23 protein-coding genes are annotated in these 21,065 nt (G+C 70.5%); 14 read left to right on the plus strand and 9 right to left on the minus strand.

What is annotated here, in order from left to right; genetic code table 11:
* The coding region (locus LXN57_RS01295; protein WP_251796107.1) for an ATP-binding protein at positions 1-2,647 on the plus strand (2,647 nt) is incomplete at its 5' end.
* Between the two features lie 5 nt (positions 2,648-2,652).
* Complete coding sequence (locus tag LXN57_RS01300; RefSeq protein WP_251796108.1) at positions 2,653-2,871, plus strand: hypothetical protein; 219 nt, start codon at positions 2,653-2,655, stop codon at positions 2,869-2,871.
* A gap of 23 nt (positions 2,872-2,894) precedes the next feature.
* Here the strand turns inward: LXN57_RS01300 and LXN57_RS01305 are convergent, their stop codons facing one another.
* From LXN57_RS01305 to LXN57_RS01320, 4 genes are all read right to left on the minus strand, one after another.
* Complete coding sequence (locus LXN57_RS01305) at positions 2,895-3,464, minus strand: hypothetical protein (RefSeq protein WP_251796109.1); 570 nt, start codon at positions 3,462-3,464, stop codon at positions 2,895-2,897.
* A complete protein-coding gene (locus LXN57_RS01310; protein WP_251796110.1) occupies positions 3,461-3,613 on the minus strand; it encodes a hypothetical protein in 153 nt (50 codons plus the stop codon). Before LXN57_RS01310 ends, LXN57_RS01305 begins: the two co-directional genes overlap by 4 nt.
* 77 nt (positions 3,614-3,690) lie before the next feature.
* Entirely contained in the window at positions 3,691-5,181 is a 1,491-nt protein-coding gene (gene glpK, locus LXN57_RS01315) for a glycerol kinase GlpK (RefSeq protein ID WP_251796111.1), read from the minus strand.
* A 10-nt stretch (positions 5,182-5,191) separates the two neighbouring features.
* A complete protein-coding gene (locus tag LXN57_RS01320; RefSeq protein ID WP_251796112.1) occupies positions 5,192-5,944 on the minus strand; it encodes an IclR family transcriptional regulator in 753 nt (250 codons plus the stop codon).
* Positions 5,945-6,070: 126 nt separating this feature from the next.
* On the opposite strand from LXN57_RS01320, the gene LXN57_RS01325 reads away from it, so the two are divergent.
* The 6 genes from LXN57_RS01325 (at position 6,071) to LXN57_RS01350 (ending at position 11,640) form a co-directional block, all read left to right on the plus strand.
* The gene (locus LXN57_RS01325; protein WP_251796113.1) at positions 6,071-6,925 is read left to right on the plus strand and encodes an MIP/aquaporin family protein; all 855 of its coding nucleotides are present in this window, start codon (positions 6,071-6,073) and stop codon (positions 6,923-6,925) included.
* Positions 6,918-8,435 carry a glycerol kinase GlpK gene (glpK, locus tag LXN57_RS01330; protein ID WP_251796114.1) on the plus strand — a complete coding sequence of 506 codons (1,518 nt, stop codon included), beginning with the start codon at positions 6,918-6,920 and terminating at the stop codon, positions 8,433-8,435. The genes LXN57_RS01325 and glpK (LXN57_RS01330) overlap by 8 nt, the downstream gene beginning before the upstream one ends.
* Positions 8,436-8,438: 3 nt before the next feature.
* The gene (locus LXN57_RS01335; RefSeq protein ID WP_251796115.1) at positions 8,439-10,148 is read left to right on the plus strand and encodes a glycerol-3-phosphate dehydrogenase/oxidase; all 1,710 of its coding nucleotides are present in this window, start codon (positions 8,439-8,441) and stop codon (positions 10,146-10,148) included.
* Between the two features lie 206 nt (positions 10,149-10,354).
* Positions 10,355-10,570 carry a hypothetical protein gene (locus LXN57_RS01340; protein ID WP_251796116.1) on the plus strand — a complete coding sequence of 72 codons (216 nt, stop codon included), beginning with the start codon at positions 10,355-10,357 and terminating at the stop codon, positions 10,568-10,570.
* A gap of 9 nt (positions 10,571-10,579) precedes the next feature.
* Entirely contained in the window at positions 10,580-10,975 is a 396-nt protein-coding gene (locus tag LXN57_RS01345; RefSeq protein WP_251796117.1) for a hypothetical protein, read from the plus strand.
* 275 nt (positions 10,976-11,250) lie between these two features.
* Complete coding sequence (locus LXN57_RS01350) at positions 11,251-11,640, plus strand: STAS domain-containing protein (protein ID WP_251796118.1); 390 nt, start codon at positions 11,251-11,253, stop codon at positions 11,638-11,640.
* A gap of 56 nt (positions 11,641-11,696) precedes the next feature.
* On the opposite strand, the gene LXN57_RS01355 is transcribed toward LXN57_RS01350, so the two are convergent.
* Together LXN57_RS01355 and LXN57_RS01360 are read right to left on the minus strand one after the other, a co-directional pair.
* A complete protein-coding gene (locus LXN57_RS01355) occupies positions 11,697-12,377 on the minus strand; it encodes a cobalamin B12-binding domain-containing protein (protein ID WP_251796119.1) in 681 nt (226 codons plus the stop codon).
* 259 nt (positions 12,378-12,636) lie between these two features.
* Positions 12,637-13,623 carry a helix-turn-helix transcriptional regulator gene (locus tag LXN57_RS01360; protein WP_251796120.1) on the minus strand — a complete coding sequence of 329 codons (987 nt, stop codon included), beginning with the start codon at positions 13,621-13,623 and terminating at the stop codon, positions 12,637-12,639.
* Positions 13,624-13,720: 97 nt separating this feature from the next.
* On the opposite strand from LXN57_RS01360, the gene LXN57_RS01365 reads away from it, so the two are divergent.
* Genes LXN57_RS01365 through LXN57_RS01375 form a run of 3 tightly spaced genes read left to right on the plus strand, consistent with a single transcriptional unit; the run spans position 13,721 to position 15,654 of the window.
* Complete coding sequence (locus tag LXN57_RS01365) at positions 13,721-14,182, plus strand: VOC family protein (RefSeq protein ID WP_251796121.1); 462 nt, start codon at positions 13,721-13,723, stop codon at positions 14,180-14,182.
* A 57-nt stretch (positions 14,183-14,239) separates the two neighbouring features.
* The gene (locus LXN57_RS01370) at positions 14,240-15,280 is read left to right on the plus strand and encodes an aldo/keto reductase (RefSeq protein ID WP_251796122.1); all 1,041 of its coding nucleotides are present in this window, start codon (positions 14,240-14,242) and stop codon (positions 15,278-15,280) included.
* Positions 15,281-15,294: 14 nt separating this feature from the next.
* Entirely contained in the window at positions 15,295-15,654 is a 360-nt protein-coding gene (locus LXN57_RS01375; RefSeq protein WP_251796123.1) for a nuclear transport factor 2 family protein, read from the plus strand.
* Positions 15,655-15,804: 150 nt separating this feature from the next.
* Here LXN57_RS01375 and LXN57_RS01380 read toward each other — a convergent pair whose 3' ends face one another.
* Both LXN57_RS01380 and LXN57_RS01385 read right to left on the minus strand, forming a co-directional pair.
* Positions 15,805-16,668 carry an LLM class flavin-dependent oxidoreductase gene (locus LXN57_RS01380; protein WP_251796124.1) on the minus strand — a complete coding sequence of 288 codons (864 nt, stop codon included), beginning with the start codon at positions 16,666-16,668 and terminating at the stop codon, positions 15,805-15,807.
* Complete coding sequence (locus LXN57_RS01385) at positions 16,665-18,281, minus strand: FAD-binding oxidoreductase (protein ID WP_251796125.1); 1,617 nt, start codon at positions 18,279-18,281, stop codon at positions 16,665-16,667. The genes LXN57_RS01380 and LXN57_RS01385 overlap by 4 nt, the downstream gene beginning before the upstream one ends.
* An 80-nt stretch (positions 18,282-18,361) precedes the next feature.
* Between LXN57_RS01385 and LXN57_RS01390 the strand changes: the two genes are divergently transcribed.
* On the plus strand, positions 18,362-18,850 hold the full coding sequence (locus tag LXN57_RS01390) for a MarR family winged helix-turn-helix transcriptional regulator (protein WP_251796126.1): 489 nt from the start codon (positions 18,362-18,364) through the stop codon (positions 18,848-18,850).
* A 164-nt stretch (positions 18,851-19,014) separates the two neighbouring features.
* Here the strand turns inward: LXN57_RS01390 and LXN57_RS01395 are convergent, their stop codons facing one another.
* A complete protein-coding gene (locus LXN57_RS01395) occupies positions 19,015-19,446 on the minus strand; it encodes a MarR family winged helix-turn-helix transcriptional regulator (RefSeq protein ID WP_251796127.1) in 432 nt (143 codons plus the stop codon).
* 103 nt (positions 19,447-19,549) lie between these two features.
* Between LXN57_RS01395 and LXN57_RS01400 the strand changes: the two genes are divergently transcribed.
* A complete protein-coding gene (locus LXN57_RS01400) occupies positions 19,550-20,254 on the plus strand; it encodes a dioxygenase family protein (protein ID WP_251796128.1) in 705 nt (234 codons plus the stop codon).
* Positions 20,251-21,054 carry an SDR family NAD(P)-dependent oxidoreductase gene (locus LXN57_RS01405; RefSeq protein WP_251796129.1) on the plus strand — a complete coding sequence of 268 codons (804 nt, stop codon included), beginning with the start codon at positions 20,251-20,253 and terminating at the stop codon, positions 21,052-21,054. The genes LXN57_RS01400 and LXN57_RS01405 overlap by 4 nt, the downstream gene beginning before the upstream one ends.
* Positions 21,055-21,065 lie beyond the last annotated feature (11 nt).

Consider the following 21,065-nt stretch of genomic DNA (forward strand, 5'->3'; position numbering starts at 1 on the left):
GCAAGCCGTACTACCGGACGCCATCCCGCATGGGTCACGAGCCGACATCGGCGCCGCGGAAGAACGAGCCCGCATCGGCGGCGCGGAAGAACGGGACGCGGCGTTGATGCCGGCACCGATGCCGGCCGCGGTCCGCCGGCGGTCCGAGGCGCCGATGATCGGCCGGGCCGGCGAGATGCGTGCCGTGCTCGGCCTGATAGACGAGGCCGTGTCCAGCCGGCGACCCCGGCTCATCACCATCACCGGCGTGGCGGGAATCGGCAAGACACGTCTCGTTCAGGAGGTCGTCGCGCACGTCGGGGCGTCGCCCCGGCCCGGCGGGCTGCGGGTGTTGCGCGGGCGGTGCCTGGCGGCCGGGGACGGCATCACGTTCTGGGCGCTCGGGGAGATTCTGCGCGAGGCCTGCGGCATTCCGCTGGGCGACCCGGATGCGCCGCAGCGGTTGCGGTCGCGGCTGGGGCGCGTACTCGGAGGGCAGCGACTCACACCGGCCGAGCTCGACACGACTGTCTTCGCGCTGGCCACCACCGCGGCGATTCGGGTGCCGGACAATCCGCTCGACCAGGCCGACCCGCGTGACGTGGCCGACGAGCTGGGCCGCGCCTGGCCCCGGCTGGCGTCCGCGTTCGCCGCCCGGGGCCCGCTGATGCTGGTCGTCGAGGATCTGCACTGGGCCGGCGGTCCGCTCGTCGGCATGTTGTCGCGCCTGGTCACCCGCTCGACCGGGCCGGTCGTGCTGCTCACCACGGCCCGCCCCGAGTTCCTCGAGGGCCGCCCGGATCTGCCCGGCGTCTCGATGGTGTCGCTGCAGCCGCTCACCGCCGACGACAGCCGTACGCTGCTGGCCACCCATCCCCACGCGCGCCGCCTGCCCCCGCACAGCCGGGTCCGGATCCTCGCCCGCGCCGAAGGCAACCCGTACTTCCTGGACCAGCTGGCCGCCCACGTCACCGAAACCGCGACCACAGGACTGCCCGATTCGTTGCACGCTCTCCTCGCGGCGCGCGTCGATGCGTTGCCCCCGGCCGAGAAGCGGCTTCTGCAGGCCGCCGCCGTGATGGGCCGGGTCTTCTGGGCCGCGCCGCTGCGCGAACGTCTCGGGGCCGACCAGCCCGATCTGCTGGCGGCGCTGGAGAACCGGGCGCTCATCCGGGCTCGCCCGGCGGCACTGGTCACCGGCCAGGACGAGTACGCGTTCCAGCACGCCCTGCTGCGGGACGTCGCGTACGCCAGCCTGCCCGTCGCGCAACGGGCGGCCGGCCACGCCGCGGTCGCCGCCTGGCTCGAGGAGGTCTCGCGCGAGCGCATCGGCGAGGTCATCGAACTGGTCGCCGTCCACTACGCGGCGGCCGCGGACGGGCCCGGCGCCGGCGAGTGGACGCGCGGCAAGGCGTTCCGGTCTCTGCTCACGGCCGGGATCGGGGCACGCCGCCGGTACGCCGTTCCGCGCGCCCTCGACCTGCACCGGGCGGCCCTGCGGTACGCGTCGAACCCGGCCGAGCGGGCCGGCGCGCTCGAGGCGATCGGGGACGACCACGAGACCGCGTACGACGGCGACGAGGCCGTCCGGGCCTGGCGCGAGGCCATCACGGCACTGCGCGACGCGCCCGGCCACGGCGACCGGCGGGCCGGGCTGTGCCTCAAGACCGCCCAGATGCTCATCGCCCGCTGGGGTGGTTTCCGCGTGCCCGCCGACCCGGAGCTCGCCGACCGCGTCGTCGACGAGGGTCTGGCCGCCGTCACCGACCCGCCCACGAAGGCGCAACTGCTCTCGCTGCGCGCGCTGTGCGGCGGGCGCTGGGCCTGGACGGGTCGCACCGACCCCGTACCGGTCACCGGCCGCCGGCGGGCCGCCACCGACGCCGCCGCCCTGGCCGACCGCCTCGGCTCGCCCACGCTGCGCGGCCAGGCCCTGCTGGGCAACGCCGCCGTCCACTTCCTCGAGGGCCGCTACGAGGACGCGGTGACCGCCGTGCTCGACGAGGTGGCCCTGGTCGAGCAGGAGGGCCGCGACCGCGACCGGGCGCTCGGCCACACCATCGCCAGCCTCGTCGTCGGCGCCGTCCGCGGCGACTACGAGCAGGCCCTGGAACACGCCCACCGCTCGTACGAGTGGGCTCGCGGCCTTTCTCCCCACGACCGCCTGCACGGCACCGCAGCCGTGCTCCTCTGCCTGGAACAGCTGGGCCGGGACGCCGACATCGACCCCTTCCTGGACGAGCATCTGCGTCTACGCCAGGGCCCGGTAGCCGCGATGGCCTGCCCCTACATCCGCAGCGGTCCGCTCGTCGGCGCGCTGGCCCTGGCCCGCCGGGGCGACCTCCACGAGTCGGGGAAGGCCGCCGCCACGGTGGAGCCCGACCTGGCCCACCCTGGCAACGCCGAAGTCCTTCGCGCCCGGCTCGCCCTGCACCGCGGCGACGTCACGACCGCCCGCGCGCTGGCCGAGCGCCTTGTCGCGATGGGCCGCCGCCCCGGTCCCGAGGAGGTCCCGCACGAATCCCTGTTGCTCGTGCAGACCCTCGAGGCCGCCGGCGACCACGACGCCCTGCGCCGCTTCCTGCCGCGAGCCCGGGCCGCCGCCGGCTACCTGGCGCTGCTCACCCCGGCCTGCGAGCGCGCCGAGGCCGCCCTGCAACGACCATGAACGGCATGCGACGTTTCGAGATCGACGGCGAAGTGTTCGAGGTGGTGGCCCGCCCCGGGCATCCCGGCGTGTACGACTACAACTGGACCTCCGGGCGCAACCCGCAGTACGGCTTCACCTCGGCCCGGTCCGACCGCAGTTCATCGACGACCGCCGAGCACGAGGAGGCGATTCGCGGATTCCTCGCCGAGATCGACCCCGAGACCGGCTACCTCGCCGACTGATCCGCCGGCCGGGTGGCCACGGGTCAGCCGGGGCGACGCTCGCCGCCCGCGTCGTTCAGGCCGTCGACGAGCATCTCCGCCTCGTCGGCCGGGATGGCCATCGTGGTGCTGAGCAGCTCGACCGCCTGCTTGCGCTGCCCGGCTTCGACCAGTGCCGCGATGCGGAGCCAGGCGAACGCGTCGGCCATCGCGTCGATCCCGCCGGGCGCCGCCGGCCATCCGTCCGGCGGAGCAGTGGCGTCCTGGGCCGGCCGGTCCTCCGCCGCCGCATCCGGAAATCTCGCGCCGAGTGACGCCGCATCCGCAGCCGACACATCAGAAGTCAGCGCGTCAGAGGGGCCGGGAGCACGGGACGCGGCATCGTGAACGCGGGCCTCGGCGATCTGGGTGGCCGCGTCCCGCCAGCGGGTGTCCGCGTCCGGTGACGCGGCAGCGGCGGCCCGCGCCTCCATCTCGCGTACCTGGGCGCCCAGCAGATCCTGACGGCCACTGCGGCGCCGCAGGACCATCGTGATCACCGCGATGAGAGAAGCCGCGGCGAAGAAACCCACCACCAGCGTAAGCAGGTTCGCGTCGGTGCCACCGGGGCTCACGAGATCAGGCGGCCGTTCACCGGGACCGTGAGCAGCCGGCGGGTGAGGTCGTTCCCGGCGGCCTCCCGTGGGCCCGGGCCGGCGACCACGGCGAGTCGCGTGGCGGCCGGCAACGCCACTGCCGCGATCACTCCGATCTCCCAGCGCATGGGGGCATGGTAATGCTCAAGCCTGCCGGAATCAGCTGCCCGGCCGAGCCGTATCCCCAGGCATCCGCGGTGAGACCTCAGGCCTGGATCCAGTCGAACGTGCGGGAGACGGCGCGCTGCCAGTTGCCGTACTCGGTTTCCCGCTTGGCGTCGTCCATCGTGGGGAGCCACTGCGCGGCCCGGTGCCAGTTCTGGCGCAGGCCCTCCAGGTCGGGCCAGTAGCCGACGGCCAGGCCGGCCCCGTACGCCGCGCCCAGCGAGACTGTCTCGGAGGCCAGCGGACGTACCACCGGCACGTCGAGCACGTCGGCGATGAACTGCATGAGCAGGTTGTCGGCGGTCATCCCGCCGTCGACCCGCAGCGTCTTCAGGGCCAGGCCGGAGTCGGCGTTCATCGCGTCGACGACCTCGCGGGTCTGCCAGGCGCTCGCCTCCAGCACCGCGCGCGCCAGATGGCCCTTCGTGATGTACGAGGTCAGGCCCACGATGACGCCGCGGGCCTCACTGCGCCAGTACGGGGCGTACAGGCCGGAGAACGCGGGCACGATGTAGCACCCGCCGTTGTCCGTGACCGTGCGCGCCAGCGTCTCGATCTCGGGGGCGCTGGTGATCAGTTCGAGCTGGTCGCGGAACCACTGCACCAGCGAGCCCGTGATGGCGATCGAGCCCTCCAGCGCGTACGCCGCGGGCTCGCCCTTGATCTGATAGGCCACCGTGCTGAGCAGGCCGTGCGTCGAGCGCACCAGCTCCGACCCCGTGTTCAACAGCAAGAAACTTCCGGTTCCGTACGTGCATTTGGCCTCGCCCGGGGCGAAGCAGGTCTGCCCGAAGAGGGCAGCCTGCTGATCGCCGAGCGCGGCCCCGATGCGTACGCCGGGAAAGGCCGCCGTGGCCGTGCCGAACACCCCGATCGACGGGCGCACCTCGGGCAACATCGCTCGCGGGATGCCGAAGAACGCCAGCGATTCGGCCGACCAGTCGAGGGTGTGCACGTCGAGCAGCAGCGTCCGGCTGGCGTTGGTGACATCGGTGACGTGCAGCCCGCCGGTCAGGTTCCAGATCAGCCAGGTCTCCATCGTGCCGAACAGCACCTCGCCCCGCTCGGCGCGCTGTTGCAACCCGGGGTGGTGGTCGAGCATCCACCGGATGCGCGGCCCCGAGAAGTACGTCGCCAACGGCAGGGCCGACCGATGGCGTACGCCCTCCGCGCCCGGTTCCGCGTCGAGCTCGGTGACCATCGTGTCGGTGCGGGTGTCCTGCCAGACCACGGCGTGCCCGATCGGGTGGCCGGTCACCCTGTCCCACAACACGGTGGTCTCCCGCTGATTGGCGATGCCGACCGCCGCCACCTGGTCGATCGTGGCTCCCGCGCGGCGCAGCGCCTCGGGACCGAGCCGTTCCACGTTGCGCCAGATCTCGGCCGCGTCGTGCTCGACCCATCCCGGTTTGGGGTAGTACTGCTTGTGCTCCTGCTGGGCGAGGGACACGAGCTGGCCGCGCCGGTCGAAGACGATGCACCTCGTCGAGGTGGTGCCCTGGTCGATGGCGACCACGTAGCGCTCGGTCATGTCATTCCTCTTATCGTCGGGCAGCTCCGAGGTCGCGCGACACCGCACGGGCGGCGTCGCGCACGGTGGCCACCAGCTGGGGCCGGGGGTGGTAGCGACTGTCGCAGATTCGTTCGACGTGGCCGGAGATGCCGATGGCGCCGACCACCAGACCCCCGTACGCCCGGATCGGCGCGGCGATGGACGCCTCACCCGGGGTCAGTTCCTCGATGTCGGAGCTCCACCCGCATTCCCGCACGACCCGCAGGGCCGCGGTGAGCTCGCGCTGGGTGCCGACCGTGCGGCTGGTGAACCGGTCGAGGGAGGCCGGCGGCGTGGCTCCGTACGCCAGCAGGGCCTTGCCCAGAGCGGTGGCGTGCATCGGCAGAAGGTTGCCGACGTCGAGGGTCTGAAACGTGTCGTCGGGCCGGAAGACGTGGTGGACGACCAGCACCTGTCCTTCCAGGACCGTGCCGATGCGCACCGCCTCGCCACTGCGCGACGCCAGCGGGTCGGCCCAGTTGATGGAGCGGGAGCGCAGCTCGTTGACGTCCAGGTAGCCCGTGCCCAGCCGCAGCATCGCCGCCCCGAGCTGGTAGTGCCCGGACGCCTTGTCCTGCTCGACGAAGCCCACCTTGCGCAGCGTCTGCAGGATGCCGTGGGTCGTTCCCTTGGCCAGGTCGAGCGAACGCGCGATCTCACCGAGCGACAGCTGGCCCGCGCCGCCCGCGAGCAGGCGCAGGACGGCCGCAGCCCGCTCGATGGACTGCACTGTTCCCGGCACGTTACGACACTATGACGACCAGTGGCACGGGATCGAGACCACCGTTCGACATTGTCGAATGGCGTTCATTGTTAGTGCCCGTGCGGCTACCTAGCGTCCCTGGCAGGTTAACTTCAGGAGGGGCAGATGGCCGCACGACTGAAGATCCCGGGAGGCATCGTCGCCGAGTTGGCGGCCGAGTTCGCCGGGACCATGATTCTCATCCTGTTCGGTGTCGGGGTGGTGGCCCAGGTGGCCGGCGCCGGCATCGGCGATCACGACAGCATCGCCTGGGCCTGGGGCCTGGGTGTGGTGCTCGGCGTCTACGTCGCCGGGCGCGTCAGCGGGGCGCACCTCAACCCCGCCGTCACCGTCGCGCTCGCGGTCTTCAAGGGCTTCGAGTGGCGCAAAGTCCTCCCGTACAGCCTCGCGCAGTTCCTGGGCGCCTTCGTCGCCGCGCTGATCGTGCGGTGGAACTACACCGAGGTGCTGCACGCCGCGGACCCCGGGCTCACCATCAAGACCCAGGGCGTCTTCTCCACCCTGCCCGGCAACGGGACCCTGCCGGTCGGCGAGTGGGGCGCGTTCCGCGACCAGATCATCGGCACCGCGATCCTGCTGTTCCTGATCCTCGCGGTCACCGACGCGCTGGGCACTCCTCCGCAGGCCAACCTGGCGCCGTTCATCATCGGCCTGATCGTGGTGGGCATCGGCATGGCCTGGGGCACCAACGCCGGCTACGCGATCAACCCGGCCCGCGACTTCGGTCCGCGACTCGCCAGCTTCCTGACGGGCTACGGCGGCGCATTCCGCGACCAGACCGGGTATCTCTATTTCTGGATCCCGATCGTGGCGCCCATCATCGGCGGTGTGCTCGGCGCCGGCCTCTACCAGGGGCTGGTCGGCCGGTTCCTGCCCGGGCTGGGCGCCGGCGGGCCCGAGGAGCCAGGACGGCTGCCCGAGCAGCCCACCCGAGACAACGTGGAGGCACGCAATGGCTGACTTCGTCGGCGCCGTTGACCAGGGCACGACCAGCACCCGATTCATGATCTTCGATCACGGCGGCAACGAGGTGGCCCGCCACCAGCTCGAACACGAACAGATCCTGCCCCAGGCGGGCTGGGTCGAGCACAACCCGGCCGAGATCTGGGAGCGTACGGTCACCGTCGTCCGCACCGCCATGCAGAAGGCCAACCTCGGCGCGAAGGACCTGGCCGCGCTGGGCATCACCAACCAGCGCGAGACCGCGGTGGTGTGGGACCGCCGCAGCGGGCGCCCTTACTACAACGCGATCGTCTGGCAGGACACCCGCACCGACCGCATCGCCTCGGCCCTCGACCGCGACGGCCGCGGCGACGTGATCCGCCGCAAGGCCGGGCTGCCCCCGGCCACGTACTTCAGCGGCGGCAAGATCCAGTGGATCCTGGAGAACGTCGACGGGGTGCGCGAGGCGGCCGAACGCGGCGACGCCATCTTCGGCAACACCGACAGCTGGGTGCTGTGGAACATGACCGGCGGCGTCGACGGGGGCAACCACCTCACCGACGTCACCAACGCCAGCCGCACGATGCTGATGAACCTCGAGACCCTCGACTGGGACGACGAGCTGCTCGGCTTCTTCAACATCCCGCGCCAGATGCTTCCCGAGATCCGGCCCTCGTCCGACCCGAACACGTACGGCGTAGCGCGGTGGCCCGGCACGCTCGGCGGCGAGGTGCCGCTCACCGGCGACCTCGGCGACCAGCAGGCGGCCACGGTCGGGCAGGTCTGCTTCGCCCCCGGCGAGGCCAAGAATACGTACGGCACCGGCAATTTCATGCTGCTCAACACCGGCACCGAGTTGGTCCGGTCGGAGAACGGCCTGCTCACGACGGTCTGCTACAAGTTCGGCGACGCCGCCCCGATCTACGCCCTGGAGGGGTCGATCGCGGTCACCGGCTCGGCCGTGCAGTGGCTGCGCGATCAGCTGCACATCATCAACGACGCCTCGGAGAGCGAGCGACTGGCGTCCGAGGTGCCGGACAGCGGCGGCGTCTACTTCGTGCCGGCGTTCTCCGGGCTGTTCGCGCCGTACTGGCGTTCCGACGCCCGCGGCGCCATCGTCGGGCTGTCCCGGTTCAACACGAGCGCGCACATCGCCCGGGCCACGCTCGAATCGATCTGCTACCAGAGCCGCGACGTGGTCGACGCGATGGCGCAGGACTCGGGCGTGACACTCGATGTCCTCAAGGTGGACGGCGGCATCACGGCGAACAACCTGGCCATGCAGATCCAGGCCGACGTGCTGGGCGTGCCGGTCAGCCAGCCGGTCGTCGCCGAGACCACGGCGCTGGGTGCGGCCTACGCGGCCGGGCTGGCCGTCGGTTTCTGGAAGAACACGGACGAGCTGCGCGAGAACTGGAACGAGGCGAAGCGCTGGCAGCCGCAGTGGTCCGAGGAGCAGCGCTCCCTCGGCTATGCGAAATGGAAGAAAGCAGTCGAGCGCACTCTCAACTGGGTGGACGTGGACTGAATCATGGCAACCGCACTCTCCCCGCAGTATCGGGACTCGGCGCTGGCCGCCCTGGCCGGCGCCGAGCTCGACGTCCTCGTTGTCGGCGGCGGAGTGGTGGGCGCGGGGGCGGCACTCGATGCCGTCACCCGCGGCCTGTCCACCGGCCTGGTCGAGGCGCGCGACCTCGCGTCCGGCACGTCCAGCCGATCCAGCAAGCTGCTGCACGGCGGCCTGCGCTACCTCGAGATGCTCGACTTCGCCCTGGTCAAGGAGGCGCTGCACGAACGCGACCTGATCGTCTCCCGCCTGGCCCCGCACCTCGCGCGGCCCTTGCGGTTCCTCTACCCGCTCAAACACCGCGCGTGGGAAAGGGCCTACGCCGGGGCGGGCGTCACGCTGTACGACACCATGGCGCTGGGCGGCGGCATGCCGCGTCACCGGCAACTGACCCGCACGGCGGCGCTGCGGGCCTGCCCCGCGCTGCGCAAGGACTCGCTGGTCGGCGCCATCCAGTACTACGACGCGCAGGTCGACGACGCCCGGCACACCATGTTCCTGGCCCGTACGGCCGCGTCTTACGGTGCGCACGTGGCGTCCCGCGCGGAAGTTGTCGGTTTCCTGCGCGAAGGTGAGCGAGTCACCGGCGTACGCGTGAAGGACCTGGAAACCGACCGCATCTTCGAGGTACGGGCCCAGCAGGTCATCAATGCGACCGGGGTGTGGACGGACGACACCCAGGCGTTGGTCGGCGAGCGCGGGCAGTTCCATGTGCGCTCCTCGAAGGGCATTCACCTGGTCGTTCCGCGCGACCGCATCCAGTCGACCACGGGGCTGATCCTGCGCACCGAGAAGAGCGTGCTGTTCGTCATCCCGTGGGGGCGGCATTGGATCGTCGGCACCACGGACACGGACTGGTCGTTGGACAAGGCGCACCCGGCGGCCTCCAGCACCGACATCGACTACCTGCTGGAGCACGTCAATACCGTGCTGGCCACGCCTCTTACCCGTACGGACGTACAGGGCGTTTATGCGGGGTTGCGGCCTCTGCTCTCGGGCGAGTCGGAGGCTACGTCGCAGTTGTCGCGCGAGCACATGGTCGGGAGTCCGGTGCCGGGGCTCGTGGTCGTTGCCGGCGGTAAATACACGACGTACCGGGTGATGGCACGCGATGCCGTCGACGCTTGTGTGCACGGTCTGGGTCGTTCTGTGCCCAAGTCGTGCACCGACCGCGTGCCGCTGGTGGGGGCCGAGGGTTACCCCGCCTTGTGGAATCAGCGCCGCATCCTGGCCCAGCAGTCCGGGCTGCACGTGGCCAGGGTCGAACACCTGCTGGGACGTTTCGGTTCCCTGGTCCGCGAAATCATCGACCTGGTGGCGGCTGACCCGGCCCTGGGGGCGCCGCTGGCCGGCGCCGAGGACTATCTGCGAGCCGAGATCGTCTACGCCGCGGCCGACGAGGGTGCTCGGCACTTGGAGGACGTGCTGACCCGCCGTACCCGCATCTCGATCGAGACGTTCGACCGTGGGGTCAACTGCGCTCAGGAGGCTGCGGAGCTTATGGCCGGCGTGCTGGGGTGGACGCCTGAGCAGACTGCTCGCGAAGTTGAGAACTACCGGATTCGTGTGGAGGCTGAGCGGGAGTCTCAGGAGCAGCCTGATGATGAGACCGCTGATGCGACCCGGTTGGGTGCTCCCGATGTCGTTCCTGTGAGCGCTACCGAGGGTGTCTGACTCGCCTGCGGTGGGACGGTTGGGGCCGAGGGTGACCACGCTGGGCTGAAAAGCAGCTACGTCCTGCATGGTCACCCTCGGCCCCAGCTTTGCATGGGAGGCTCGAGCGCCTGCGGCGCTTCGGCGGGCTGGGCTTTCCCGGCTCGTCGACATCGACCTGGGTGCCGCACCGACCCACAGCCTCCATCGGCGATGCTGACCTGTGGATGGTCGACGGCCATCCCGACTTCGTGGACCCGCGCGCGTCCGGCACCGGCGAGACAGCCGACCCAGAACTCGCTCTCCTGGTCGGCGATGGTCCCGCCGCGCTGACCAACCTGGCCGGCCCGATGCCGATGGTGAACCCGCGTCACGTGGCCCTGATCGGCCGCCTCGCTCGTCGCCCTGCTCGGACAGTTGGCGTGAACACGCGGCTTGGATGATGCTCTCCGGTGCATTCCGGGCACGTTCCCGAAGCCTTCACCACAGCTGCGCCCGTCCTCGCCTCAGCCCCACGCGAAGCGCTGTCGGACCGGCCGGTATCGCAACACGGGCGAGAGGCGAATCACCGCCGAACCGAGGAGCGTACCGATAAAGAGCTCGTGCACGAGCGTGCGGACCGAATTCGCCTGTGCGAGGGCTCCGTCAATGACGATCGGCGCCGCACCATGACCGGTATGGACGTACGCGGACGCATGGAGGGCCACCGCCGGGGTATTGAGGCTGCCATGCGCATCGGGAACACGGAAGTTCGTTTCTTCGGCGGCCCGGTCGGTTGCCTCGCGATGATCGTCCTTTCGGTGCTGGCGTCGGTGATATTGACCGTCCTGCTCAACGTGGTGCTGTAGAGCCCGCGTAGTGGTGTCGATGCTGCGCCTTCCGCCAGCCGGAAGCGGCTGTGACCGACGGCTGAGACACCCGCTGGGACCTCGCGGGCCCGGGCGACGCATTGCCCCCTGATTCGGGACGATCCTGCTCTTTGATGCATGAAGATTGTGTGACAGAGCATCTCGGGGCTTGCCGATAGCCCCGTCGCGGGTAACGTCAGTGTCACGGCCCCGGTGGAGGGGCCGCTGCCCCAGACCCGGCATATCGCACGCCATACAGAGGCGGGATCATGCCCATGAGTTCCGACGGCTTCCATCAAGACTCCGGCAATGGTCTGACGGTCACCATCCATTCCTGGCCCGGCGACGGCCGTGCACACGTGCGCCTGGCTGGTGAGATCGACATAGACGTGTCAGTTGTTCTGTCCCGAACCGTCGACTGGCTGGCCACGTCAGCGCCGGTCAGCGTGCTGGTCGACCTTGCCGAGCTCACGTTCGCCTGCGCGACACTCCCCAATTTCCTCGTGCACGTACGCCACGTTCTGCCCGACGGCGCCGAACTGATTCTATGGCGACCCCGACCGCTGACCGAGTGGGTGCTCCAGATCACCGGCATGGCGGCCATCGCGGTCATTCGCGACACGGCCACGGAGTCCTTGTCCATGCACGGCCACCTTGCTTCCTGACCGCCCGCGGCCTGCGCCCCCGGAGCGGTGCGACTGACGACCCTCTTCTGACAGCGCTATCTCGGCCGTGTCCGTGGCGGATGCGCGTGGCCCTCGAGCACGGCAAGGGTCAGGACCAACGCTGTGCTGACATCTGTCGATCGAACTGCATGAGGGGACAGGTCAGCGGTCGCCCAGCCCGGTCCGGCAGCGATGGTCGTGCCGGCGGGCCGGGCGTCGAGCAATGCGTCGATCTGGGCCGGGTCGGCGGTCGTTCTGGTCTGTGACCAGATGATCACCACGGCGGGGCGCAGGCGTCTGGCGGCTGTGGCCAAGGCGTCCGGCGGGACGCGTGCGCCCAGCACGCGACATGAGGCACCCGATTCCTCGAGGGCGGCGACCAGTGCCTCCAGCGGGAAAACCTGGAGTTCTTCGTCGGCGCAGGCCAGGAGTACGGACGGTGGGGACGGGCGGCGCGGCCGCGCCACGCCGGACAACGCCCTCATGGCGTACTGCACATAGAGGTATTCGGATGCGGTGTGCCGGGTGTCGTCGATGCGCGATCCGAGGTATCTCCAGACCGGTTGCACGAGCTGCTCCCAGGTCGACACCACGCCGATGTTGTGAACGGACGTCTGCACGATCTGCTCGATGAGGTCGGTGTCGAGCGCTGTCGCGGCGCGGGCCAGGCGGCGAGCATCCGGATCGAAAAGACTGACCTGACCAGGCTCGGTGCGGCGCGACCCGTGCTGTTCCACGGGCTCGGAGCGACTGGGCTCATCGGCTGGCACTACCACTGGTTGGTTCGAGGTCATGCTGGCTCCCGAGGCACATATGCGCAGAGTGATGTGTCGCCGGGGGCTGGGACGACTGAGTCAGTTGAGTGTAAGCGCCACCGTGGACAGCCGCTTGATCGGCTCGAGAACCGATCGGCCGGGCCGGTGGCTCTTACCCGTGCCGGGACGTGCAAGCTGCCGGAGCGTCCGGCGCCCTGGGGAACAGCAGCGACGTCAACGATCACGCGCCTGAGGACGGGCGATCCGCGGTCCTGCTGAATCGGGCGGCCAGGTGAGCGAACGCCTCGGTCAGGTCGGCCGGCCCGACGACCTCGATGTCGGCGTCGTAGCGGGCGATGGTGGCGGCAAGGCTGGGCCACGACCAGGAGCCGAGGGTGAGGCGGCAGCGGTTCGGGCCGGCCTCCTCGATGAGGCCGTCGCGCGTGTAGAGGGCCACGGTCGCAGCGGGCAGGTGGAGGATCACGGTTCCCTGGCAGGGCCAGTTACCGGATGTGTCGCCGGAGCCGCGGAACGTGCCGATCACGTACGCCACGACGTCGCCGCCCGGTAGGTCGCGTGGGGTGAAGCGGGGGCCGTTGGGGGTTCGTACGATGATGCGGTCGGCGCGGAAGGTGCGCCAGTCCTCGCGGTCGAGATCCCAGGCGATCAGGTACCAGCGGCCGTCCCAGGTGATGACGTGGTGGGGTTCGACCCGGCGTGGAGGCCGGTCGCCATGGTCGGCGCCGTAGTCGAAGCGCAGCACCTCGCGGGCCTGGACTGCGGCGCTGATCGTCAGGAGCATGTCGCCGTCGATGGGGGCTGCGGGGCGGGTGGCGGGGCGTTCGACGGCGGTTACCTGTAGGGCCGCGATGCGGTTGCGGAGGCGGGCCGGCATTACCTGGCGGATGGTGGTCAGCGCGCGGGCTGCTGCCTCGGCCAGGCCGTCGCCTGGGGTGGTGGCGGCCACCTGTAGCGCGACGGTCAGGGCTACGGCCTGTTCGTCGTCGAACAGGAGGGGCGGTAGGTCTGTGCCGGCGCTGAGACGGTAGCCGCCGTCGGGGCCCTTGACGGCGGCGATGGGATAACCGAGTTCGCGGAGGCGGTCGACGTCGCGGCGCACTGTTCGCAGGCTGATCTCGAGGCGGTCTGCCAGCAGGGTGCCGGGCCAGTCGCGGCGGGCCTGTAGCAGCGAGAGCAGCGCCAGCAGGCGAGCGGAGGTCTTCGGCATGAATTGATTCTGCCTGGAGTAGGTGTCACTACCTGGCACCTACTGCTGTGAATCTTGGGTCAGCGCTCAAGCGCACCGAGACCGAGGAGTCAGCACCATGGCGATCACCACCCACACACACCTGAACTTCCGTGGCGACGCCCGCGCGGCGCTGGAGTTCTACCAGTCCGTGTTCGGCGGTCACCTCACCGCCGTTGCCTACAGCGACTTCGGGATGCCGAAGGAGCTGCCGGACGCCGACAAGGTTGTCTTCGGGCAGGTCACCGCGGACAGCGGGTTCAGCATCCTGGCCTACGACATCCCCAGCCACGCCGTCGCCGGCGCCCCGCTGACCGCCACGACCCGCGAGAACGGGCTGACGCTGACCGGTGAGCGGTTCTTCGTCGCCGTCGATGGCGACACCGCTGAGGAGGTCAGCGCGCTGTGGGACAAGCTCTCCGACGGCGCTGAGATCGTCGAGAAGTTCGGGCCGTCGCCGTTCTCCCCCGGGTTCGGCATGCTCACCGACCGCTTCGGTGTCACCTGGATTCTTCAGGTCAACGCTGCCCACGCCGGCTGACCCGCATCGCTCGGGGCGGCCATCCCCGGCCGCCCCGGCACCTCATGAAGGAGAAGCATGCGTACGCAACCTCTGGGCCGCACCGGCATTCAGGTCAGCCCCTACTGCCTGGGCACCATGATGTTCGGGCCGTACGGCAATCCCGACCCTGACGACTGCGTCAGGATCATCCACAGGGCGCTGGACGGTGGCATCAACTTCATCGACACGGCCGACGTCTACGGCGGTGAGGGCGAAACCGAACGCATCGTCGGCCGGGCGTTGAAGGGGCGCCGCGACAACGTCGTGCTCGCCACCAAGTTCAACGGCCCCATGGGCTCCGACCCCAATCAGCGTGGCAGCTCCCGCCGGTACGTCGTCACCGCGTGCGAGAACTCATTGCGACGGCTCGGTGTCGACCACATCGACCTTTACCAGGTCCACCATCCCGACCCGGGCACCGACATCGAGGAGACCCTCGGCGCCCTCACCGACCTGATCCGGGCCGGCAAGGTACGCGCGATCGGCCACTCCAGCCTGCCCGCCGACGAGATCGTCGAAGCCCAGTGGGTCGCCGAGCGGCGTGGCCTGGCCCGGTTCCGCACCGAGCAACCGCCGTACTCGATCCTCAACCGCGGCATCGAACGCGACGTCCTGCCGGTCTGCGAACGCTACGGACTGGGCACCCTCGTGTGGAGTCCGCTGGCCATGGGTCTGCTCACCGGCCGCTACCGCAAGGGCAGCCCGGAACAACCGTCCGCTGCCCGCATGCACTACGTGCCTCTGCACATGACCGACGAGAGCAAGCTCGCCGCTGTCGAGCAGCTCGTGCCGATCGCCGAACGGGCCGGACTGTCACTGACCCATCTCGCCCTGGCCTTCGTCATCAGCCATCCCGCGGTCACCTCGGCCATCATCGGCCCGCGCACCATGGTCCATCTCGACGACCTGCTCGCCGGGGCCGGCACCGTCCTCAGCGACGACATCCTCGACGCGATCGACGGAGTCGTCCCGCCCGGAGTGGACCTGAGTCCCCTCGATGTCTCGTACGTGCCGCCCGCCCTGACGCAGCCCGAGCTGCGGCGCCGTGCGCCGGATGACCGCGCCGTGGCGGACTGACTATCGTGCCGGGCATGACGGACGCGCAGGACCTGATCGAGCGATTCAACGCTGCCTGGGCAGTCGGCGACCTGGCCGCGGTGGCCGAATTCCTTGCCGACGACGTGACGTACAGCCCGGACCCGTGGGACGGCCCGGCGCGCGCCATCCACGGCCGGACTGCGGTCACCGAAGCCTTCGCCGACCATCTGGGGCCCGGTCCGGTGCTCGGGCCGGCGTGGGCGGCCGGCGACCGGGTGGTCTGCGAGTGGCGGTGGGAACCGGCCGAGGACGGGTCGGTGCTTCACGGGTTGGACCTCTACCGGGTCCACAACGGCCGGATCGCCGCCAAGGACGTGTACGGCAAGATCACGACTGGTCCCGAAGAGGTCTGAGGGCGCGGGCACGGTTCTTCTCTACGACGCTGATGGCTGGGACGCACCGCAACGACCCGAGGATGGGGTCACCCACGTGACCCCGCCCCTGCCCGAGTGGCTGTGGACCTGGGCCGAGGGCGGAGACGTGTGGGACGAGGTCCTGAGTCGTCAGTAACCGCGTTCGCGCTCGACCAGGTCTCGGGTCGCGGGCGCGACCTCGGCGGCCAGGGTCTCGGCGAGTTTGTGGTCGTCGCCGCCGACGATGAAGCCGCTGATGCCGTGGGTGATGGCCAGGTCGGCGAACTGTTCGGCCCACTGGGTGGGGCCACCGTCGAGGCGCATGAAGTTGAGCAGGCGGCGGATGTCGGTGGGGGCACGGCCAGCTGCGAGTGCGGCCTCGTCGATGCGGGCGTTCATGTCGGGCAGTGAGTCGGCGCCCTTCGGCAGGTAGTCCATGGACGGCAGCCAGCCGTTGCCGAGGCGGCCGGTCAGGGCGAGCATCTTGGGCTTGTAGGCGCCGATCCAGATGCCGATGTCGTGGGCGGGGCTCGGGCCTCGCTTGGCGCCGGCCACGTTGTAGTACGTGCCCTGGTGGTTCACCCGGTCGCGGGTGGTGGTGTCCCACAGGTCGCGGATGATCGGAATCGCCTCGGCCAGGGCCTCGAGGCTCTGGCCGGGAGTCAGGCGGCGACCGCCCATGGCGGCCACGCCATCCGGGAAGGCGCCCGCGCCCAGGCCAAGCTCGATGCGGCCGCCGCTCAGGATGTCCAGGGACGCTGCGGCGCGGGCCAGGACGGCGGGTGGGCGCAGCGGCAGGTTCAGGACGTTGCCGGTGATGCGGATGCGGTCGGTTTTCGCGGCCACGTAGGCCATCAGGGTCCAGGTGTCCACGAAGGACGGCTGGTACGGGTGGTCCTGGAACGTGACCAGGTCGAGGCCGGCCCGGTCGGCGGTCACCGCCAGGGCGACCGCTTCGGGGCCGGTGGGGGTCACGAACGTACCGAACAGCAGGTCGTGCCCGTAGTCGGTCATTTCTGCACCTCGGGGTCGATGTTGAAGTTGTCGCGGAACAGGTTGGTCGCGTCGTACCGGCGCTTGAGGGTGCGTAGCCGGGCCAGCGTCGCCGGCGGGAAGGCGTCGTTCAGGCGTTCGGGGCGCAGGTCGGTCTCGAAGCTGAGGTAGAGGCCGTCGAAGTGGTGGGACAGGCGGTCCCACGCCCGGTCGAGCCCCTGCTGGGATTGGCCGAGCGCGGTCACCGAGAACTCCGGCGTGCGGTGGGCGAACGCCGTCGCGTCGGATGCGGTGTCGGCAATGGCCCCGCCCATGTGGCGCAGCTGGAAGAAGAAGACCTCACCAGAATCGAGCAGTTCCACCGCGTCGCGGGCGAAGGCGTCGGTCAGCACCGGCAGGAAGCCCGAGCGGGCGATCGGCTCGCCCCGGCCGTGGTGACCGCCGGGACCGACGTCGGCCGCCTGGGCCATCACGTCGGCGTAGCGGGTGACGACCACCTGCTGCTGGGCGAGCAGGCCGGTCTCGGCGAACGGTGTGAGCCGCTCGACGATCGTGTCGGCGTCGCCCGAGTCGACCAGGCCGTACAGCTGCACGACCGACTGGCCCTGCCGCGGCGGTCCGGTGAGGAAGAAGACCGTGGTGTCGCGGGGCGCGGTGCGGGCCACCTCGCCGTACTGCTTGAGCGACTGCTCGAGGTCGGGGCTGACCAGGGTGAGCTGGGCCCAGCCGACCTCACCCACGGGCGACGCCTCGAACTCGAAGGCGGTCGCCACGCCGAAGTTGGCGCCGGCCCCGCGTACGGCCCAGAAAAGGTCGTGATTCTCGTCGCCGCTCGCCCGCACCGGGGTGCCGTCGGCCAGCACCAGCTCGACCGCCCGCACGTTGTCGATGGTGAGGCCGTGCTCGCGGGAGAGAAGCCCGATGCCGCCCGCGGTGGCCAGGCCGCCGACGCCCACGCCGCCGTAGTCGCCCGAGCTGATCGCCCAGTCGTACTTGTCGAGGACGGCGTTGACCTGCTTCCACGTCGCGCCCGGCCCCACCCGGATCAGCCGTTTCGGCTCGTCGATCACCTGAACGTCGTTCATCGCGCCGACGTCGATGACCAGCCCGCCGTCATTGGTGGAGCGGCCGCTGATCCCATGGCCGCCACTGCGCACGCCGAACGGCAAGTGCCGGTGCCGGCCCGCGAAGGCCAGTGCGTCGGCCACCTCCGCCGCCGTGCGCGGTCGAAGCACCAAACCGGGCGAGCCGCCGCGCATGTAGGTCGACTTGCGCCCGCGATAGCGCGGGTCGCCCGGCGCGATCGCCACGTCGGCCAGCGAGGCCGGAATGCTGTCGTAGTCGATGCCCTCGCGCCGCTGGATCTGCGCGGCGAGCCGCGGACCAGCCAAGATCTCGAGGCTTTCGTACGCCTTCTCGCGCATCTCGGATGAGGCGGAGAGCACTGGCCCGGGCAGCCCGATGCGGACGCCCTCCGTGCGCCCGGCCAGCCACACCGCGGTCGTCCACGGGTCAAGACCACCGTCGTCGCTCTCGTGCAGAACCACTGTGCCGCCGGCCCGCTCGGCCAGCGCCGCGAACCCGTCGGGGTCGGCCTGCGCCGCCGCGAGGTCCAGCGCGATCCCCTCGGTCATGCGATCCTCCGCACTTTCCATCGTCGTCTGAAGAGATAGTATTCCGAAAAGACGATCTGACCAAAAGATAGGATGGCCGGGTGAGCGAGACGACAGCGAACCTCGGGGCGACAGCGGACCTCGGGGCGGCCCTGGGCACGCTGCTGCGGTCGTACACCGAGATGGTCGGTCCGAAGCTCGACGGCTTCCCGCACGGCGCCCGCGGCTACCAGACGCTGGCCGAGGTCGTCGAGGGCCGCCCGCCGAGCCAGGCCGTCCTGGCCGCCAAGCTCGGCATCGACCGCACGATGATGACCTACCTGATCGACGACCTGGTCGAGGCCGGCCTGGTGGAACGGCAGCCCAACCCCCACGACCGCCGCCAGCGGCAGATCGTCGCGACCGCCCGCGGCCTCGAGGCGATCGCCACCCTGTGCGGCCAGGTCGCGGAGGCCGAGGAGGCCGCGCTGAGCACGCTCGACCAACACGAGCGGTACGTCTTCCGCCGCCTGCTGAACAAGGCCGCCGGCAATGGCCCCCTGCACACCGCCGAGGCGTGCGCCATCGTCACCGAGGCCCTCGAAGTCTGACGGCTCGTCCGCGGCGCGCCGCGAGGGGAATTCGGCGGCCGTGAACCGATTGACAATTCATCGCGGCCCGCCCGGGGCTGGTGTCGGCGAGCGACAGGCGACGGAGGCTCAGCGCCCGGCTGGCCCCGCCATGGCCTTGGACAGCAGGTCGTACAGACGGAGGCTCAGCGCCCGGCTGGCCCCGCCATGGCCTTGCTCAGCAGGTCGTGCAGGGTGAGTTGCTCGTCGCGGGTCAGGCCGGCGATCGGGGTGCGGGTGGTCGCCGCCTCGACCAGCCGCCGCCGGGCGTCGCGGCCTGAGTCCGACAGCTCGAGCACCTTGGTGCGCCGGTCATGCGGCGCCGGAGCACGGGTCACGAACGACAGCTGCTCGAGCCGATCGGCCAGGAACGTCACGGTTGACGGGTCGCACCGCAGCCGGGCTGCCATCTCGCGCATGGTCGGCGGGGACGCGTCCGGATCGAGCTGCCACAACGCGTCGGCCAGGGCATGGGTGACGCCCAGCTCGGCCATCACATCGCGGATGCCGTCGTCGGTGGCGCCGTCCATGGCGTGCACCAGGCGTAGCAACCGGTAGGTCAGCGACTCGTCGTCCATCGGCTCACCATACTTGGACTCTCCAATACTTGACGAATCCAAGCTTCTCTCGGCACGATGTTGATGCTTGGACACTCCAAGCATTGATCGGACGGAGAATCGCATGACCGTGCGCGACCGGGCGCGCCGCCGGGTGCTGACGACGGCGCTCCGGCTCATCGACAACCGGGCGGCTCTGCGCCGCGCCGCGACGATCGGGCCGCACGAGACGAAGGCGAATCAGGGCCCGGGCCCGTACTACGTGCCCGGGTCGCCGCATCGCCGCGACGTGCGCGAGGACCGCGACGGCGCGCCGCTGACGCTGGCTGTCCGCACGGTGACGGCGGGCATGTTCACGCCCCTGACCGGCGCGCTGATCGAGATCTGGCACTGCGACGCGGACGGCGTCTACTCCGGGTATCAGCGCTACGGCGCCGACAAGTTCCCCGCCCTGGTGTCGCTGACCCTGCGCCGGTTCCGGCCGAGCGACGACGCCATGTTCCTGCGGGGCGCCCAGATCACCGACGACGACGGGTGCGTCGAGTTCCGCACGATCGTGCCGGGCTGGTACACCCCGCGCACGCTGCACATCCACGTCCGGGTCAGCCTCGGCGGCCGGACGCTGCTCACTACCGAGCTCTACTTCCCGGACGACTTCGCCGAGCTGATTCAGGGCCGGCCGCCGTACGCGGGCCGTGGCCGCAGCCCGTTCGTCAACACCAACGACATCGAGATCCGCCTGGCCCAGGGGTCCCCCGGCAGCTGGCTCACCGTCAGCTCCACGCCGGACGGCCACCGGGCCGAAATCACCCTGCAGGTCCGCCCGTGAGAACCGCTGTCGTCACCGGCGCGGCGGGCGGGCTCGGACGCGCCCTGGTGACCCAGCTGCTGGACGCCGGCTTCGAGGTCGTGGCCGTGACCCGCCGCGAAACCACGACCGACGGGGTCCACGCGCTGCACGCCGACCTGCTCGTGCGCGACGAGATCGACGCCCTGGCGGCCCGGGTGCGGGACACCGTTCCCCACGTCGACGTCCTCATCAACAACGCCGGGGCGGCTTTCCCGCACTATGCGGAGACGCCCGACGGTGTCGAGCGCACCCACGCGCTCAACCACCTGGCGCCTTTCCAGCTCACCCACCGGTTGCTGGCAAACGGTTCTCTGGCGCCCGGCGCGCGCATCGTCACGATCGCCAGCGACCTGGTCACCCGCGGGCGCCTCGACGCCGGGCGCCCCGACGTCACCGGCACCTCCTGGCGTACGAACTTCTCGCAGCTCACCGTGTACGGCACGGCGAAACTCACCGCCGTGCTCGCCACCTCGGCCCTGGCCGACCGGCTGCCGGAGGGGATGACCACCTACAGCGCGAACCCCGGCGTGATCAGAACCGGCTTCAACGCGAAGGCGGGCGGCCTCCTCCGGCTCGTCTCGGCGGTCACCAACCTGTTCGCCGCGGCACCGGAGAAGGCCGCCCGCACGCCCGTCCGGCTCGCCACGGCCGCGACGCCGTCCAGCCCCAGTGGCAGCCTCGTCAGCCACGGCAAGAGCGTGGATGTGGAGTTCGCCCCGGCGGACGAGGTGTACGAGCACACGGCTCGGGCGCTCGGCCTCACTCCGCTCGTTCGCTGACGTACGCGCCC

The sequence above is a fragment of the Paractinoplanes hotanensis genome (assembly GCF_023717965.1).
Taxonomy (GTDB): Bacteria; Actinomycetota; Actinomycetes; order Mycobacteriales; family Micromonosporaceae; genus Actinoplanes; species Actinoplanes polyasparticus.

Bases quoted from the DNA above. Each gene is read 5' to 3' on its own strand.
- LXN57_RS01300 (WP_251796108.1), top strand. From the start codon at position 2,653: ATGCGACGTTTCGAGATCGACGGCGAAGTGTTCGAGGTGGTGGCCCGC.
- LXN57_RS01310 (WP_251796110.1), bottom strand. From the start codon at position 3,613: ATGCGCTGGGAGATCGGAGTGATCGCGGCAGTGGCGTTGCCGGCCGCC.
- glpK (WP_251796111.1), bottom strand. From the start codon at position 5,181: ATGACCGAGCGCTACGTGGTCGCCATCGACCAGGGCACCACCTCGACG.
- LXN57_RS01325 (WP_251796113.1), top strand. From the start codon at position 6,071: ATGGCCGCACGACTGAAGATCCCGGGAGGCATCGTCGCCGAGTTGGCG.
- glpK (WP_251796114.1), top strand. From the start codon at position 6,918: ATGGCTGACTTCGTCGGCGCCGTTGACCAGGGCACGACCAGCACCCGA.
- LXN57_RS01335 (WP_251796115.1), top strand. From the start codon at position 8,439: ATGGCAACCGCACTCTCCCCGCAGTATCGGGACTCGGCGCTGGCCGCC.
- LXN57_RS01340 (WP_251796116.1), top strand. From the start codon at position 10,355: ATGGTCGACGGCCATCCCGACTTCGTGGACCCGCGCGCGTCCGGCACC.
- LXN57_RS01350 (WP_251796118.1), top strand. From the start codon at position 11,251: ATGAGTTCCGACGGCTTCCATCAAGACTCCGGCAATGGTCTGACGGTC.
- LXN57_RS01360 (WP_251796120.1), bottom strand. From the start codon at position 13,623: ATGCCGAAGACCTCCGCTCGCCTGCTGGCGCTGCTCTCGCTGCTACAG.
- LXN57_RS01365 (WP_251796121.1), top strand. From the start codon at position 13,721: ATGGCGATCACCACCCACACACACCTGAACTTCCGTGGCGACGCCCGC.
- LXN57_RS01370 (WP_251796122.1), top strand. From the start codon at position 14,240: ATGCGTACGCAACCTCTGGGCCGCACCGGCATTCAGGTCAGCCCCTAC.
- LXN57_RS01375 (WP_251796123.1), top strand. From the start codon at position 15,295: ATGACGGACGCGCAGGACCTGATCGAGCGATTCAACGCTGCCTGGGCA.
- LXN57_RS01380 (WP_251796124.1), bottom strand. From the start codon at position 16,668: ATGACCGACTACGGGCACGACCTGCTGTTCGGTACGTTCGTGACCCCC.
- LXN57_RS01385 (WP_251796125.1), bottom strand. From the start codon at position 18,281: ATGACCGAGGGGATCGCGCTGGACCTCGCGGCGGCGCAGGCCGACCCC.
- LXN57_RS01395 (WP_251796127.1), bottom strand. From the start codon at position 19,446: ATGGACGACGAGTCGCTGACCTACCGGTTGCTACGCCTGGTGCACGCC.
- LXN57_RS01400 (WP_251796128.1), top strand. From the start codon at position 19,550: ATGACCGTGCGCGACCGGGCGCGCCGCCGGGTGCTGACGACGGCGCTC.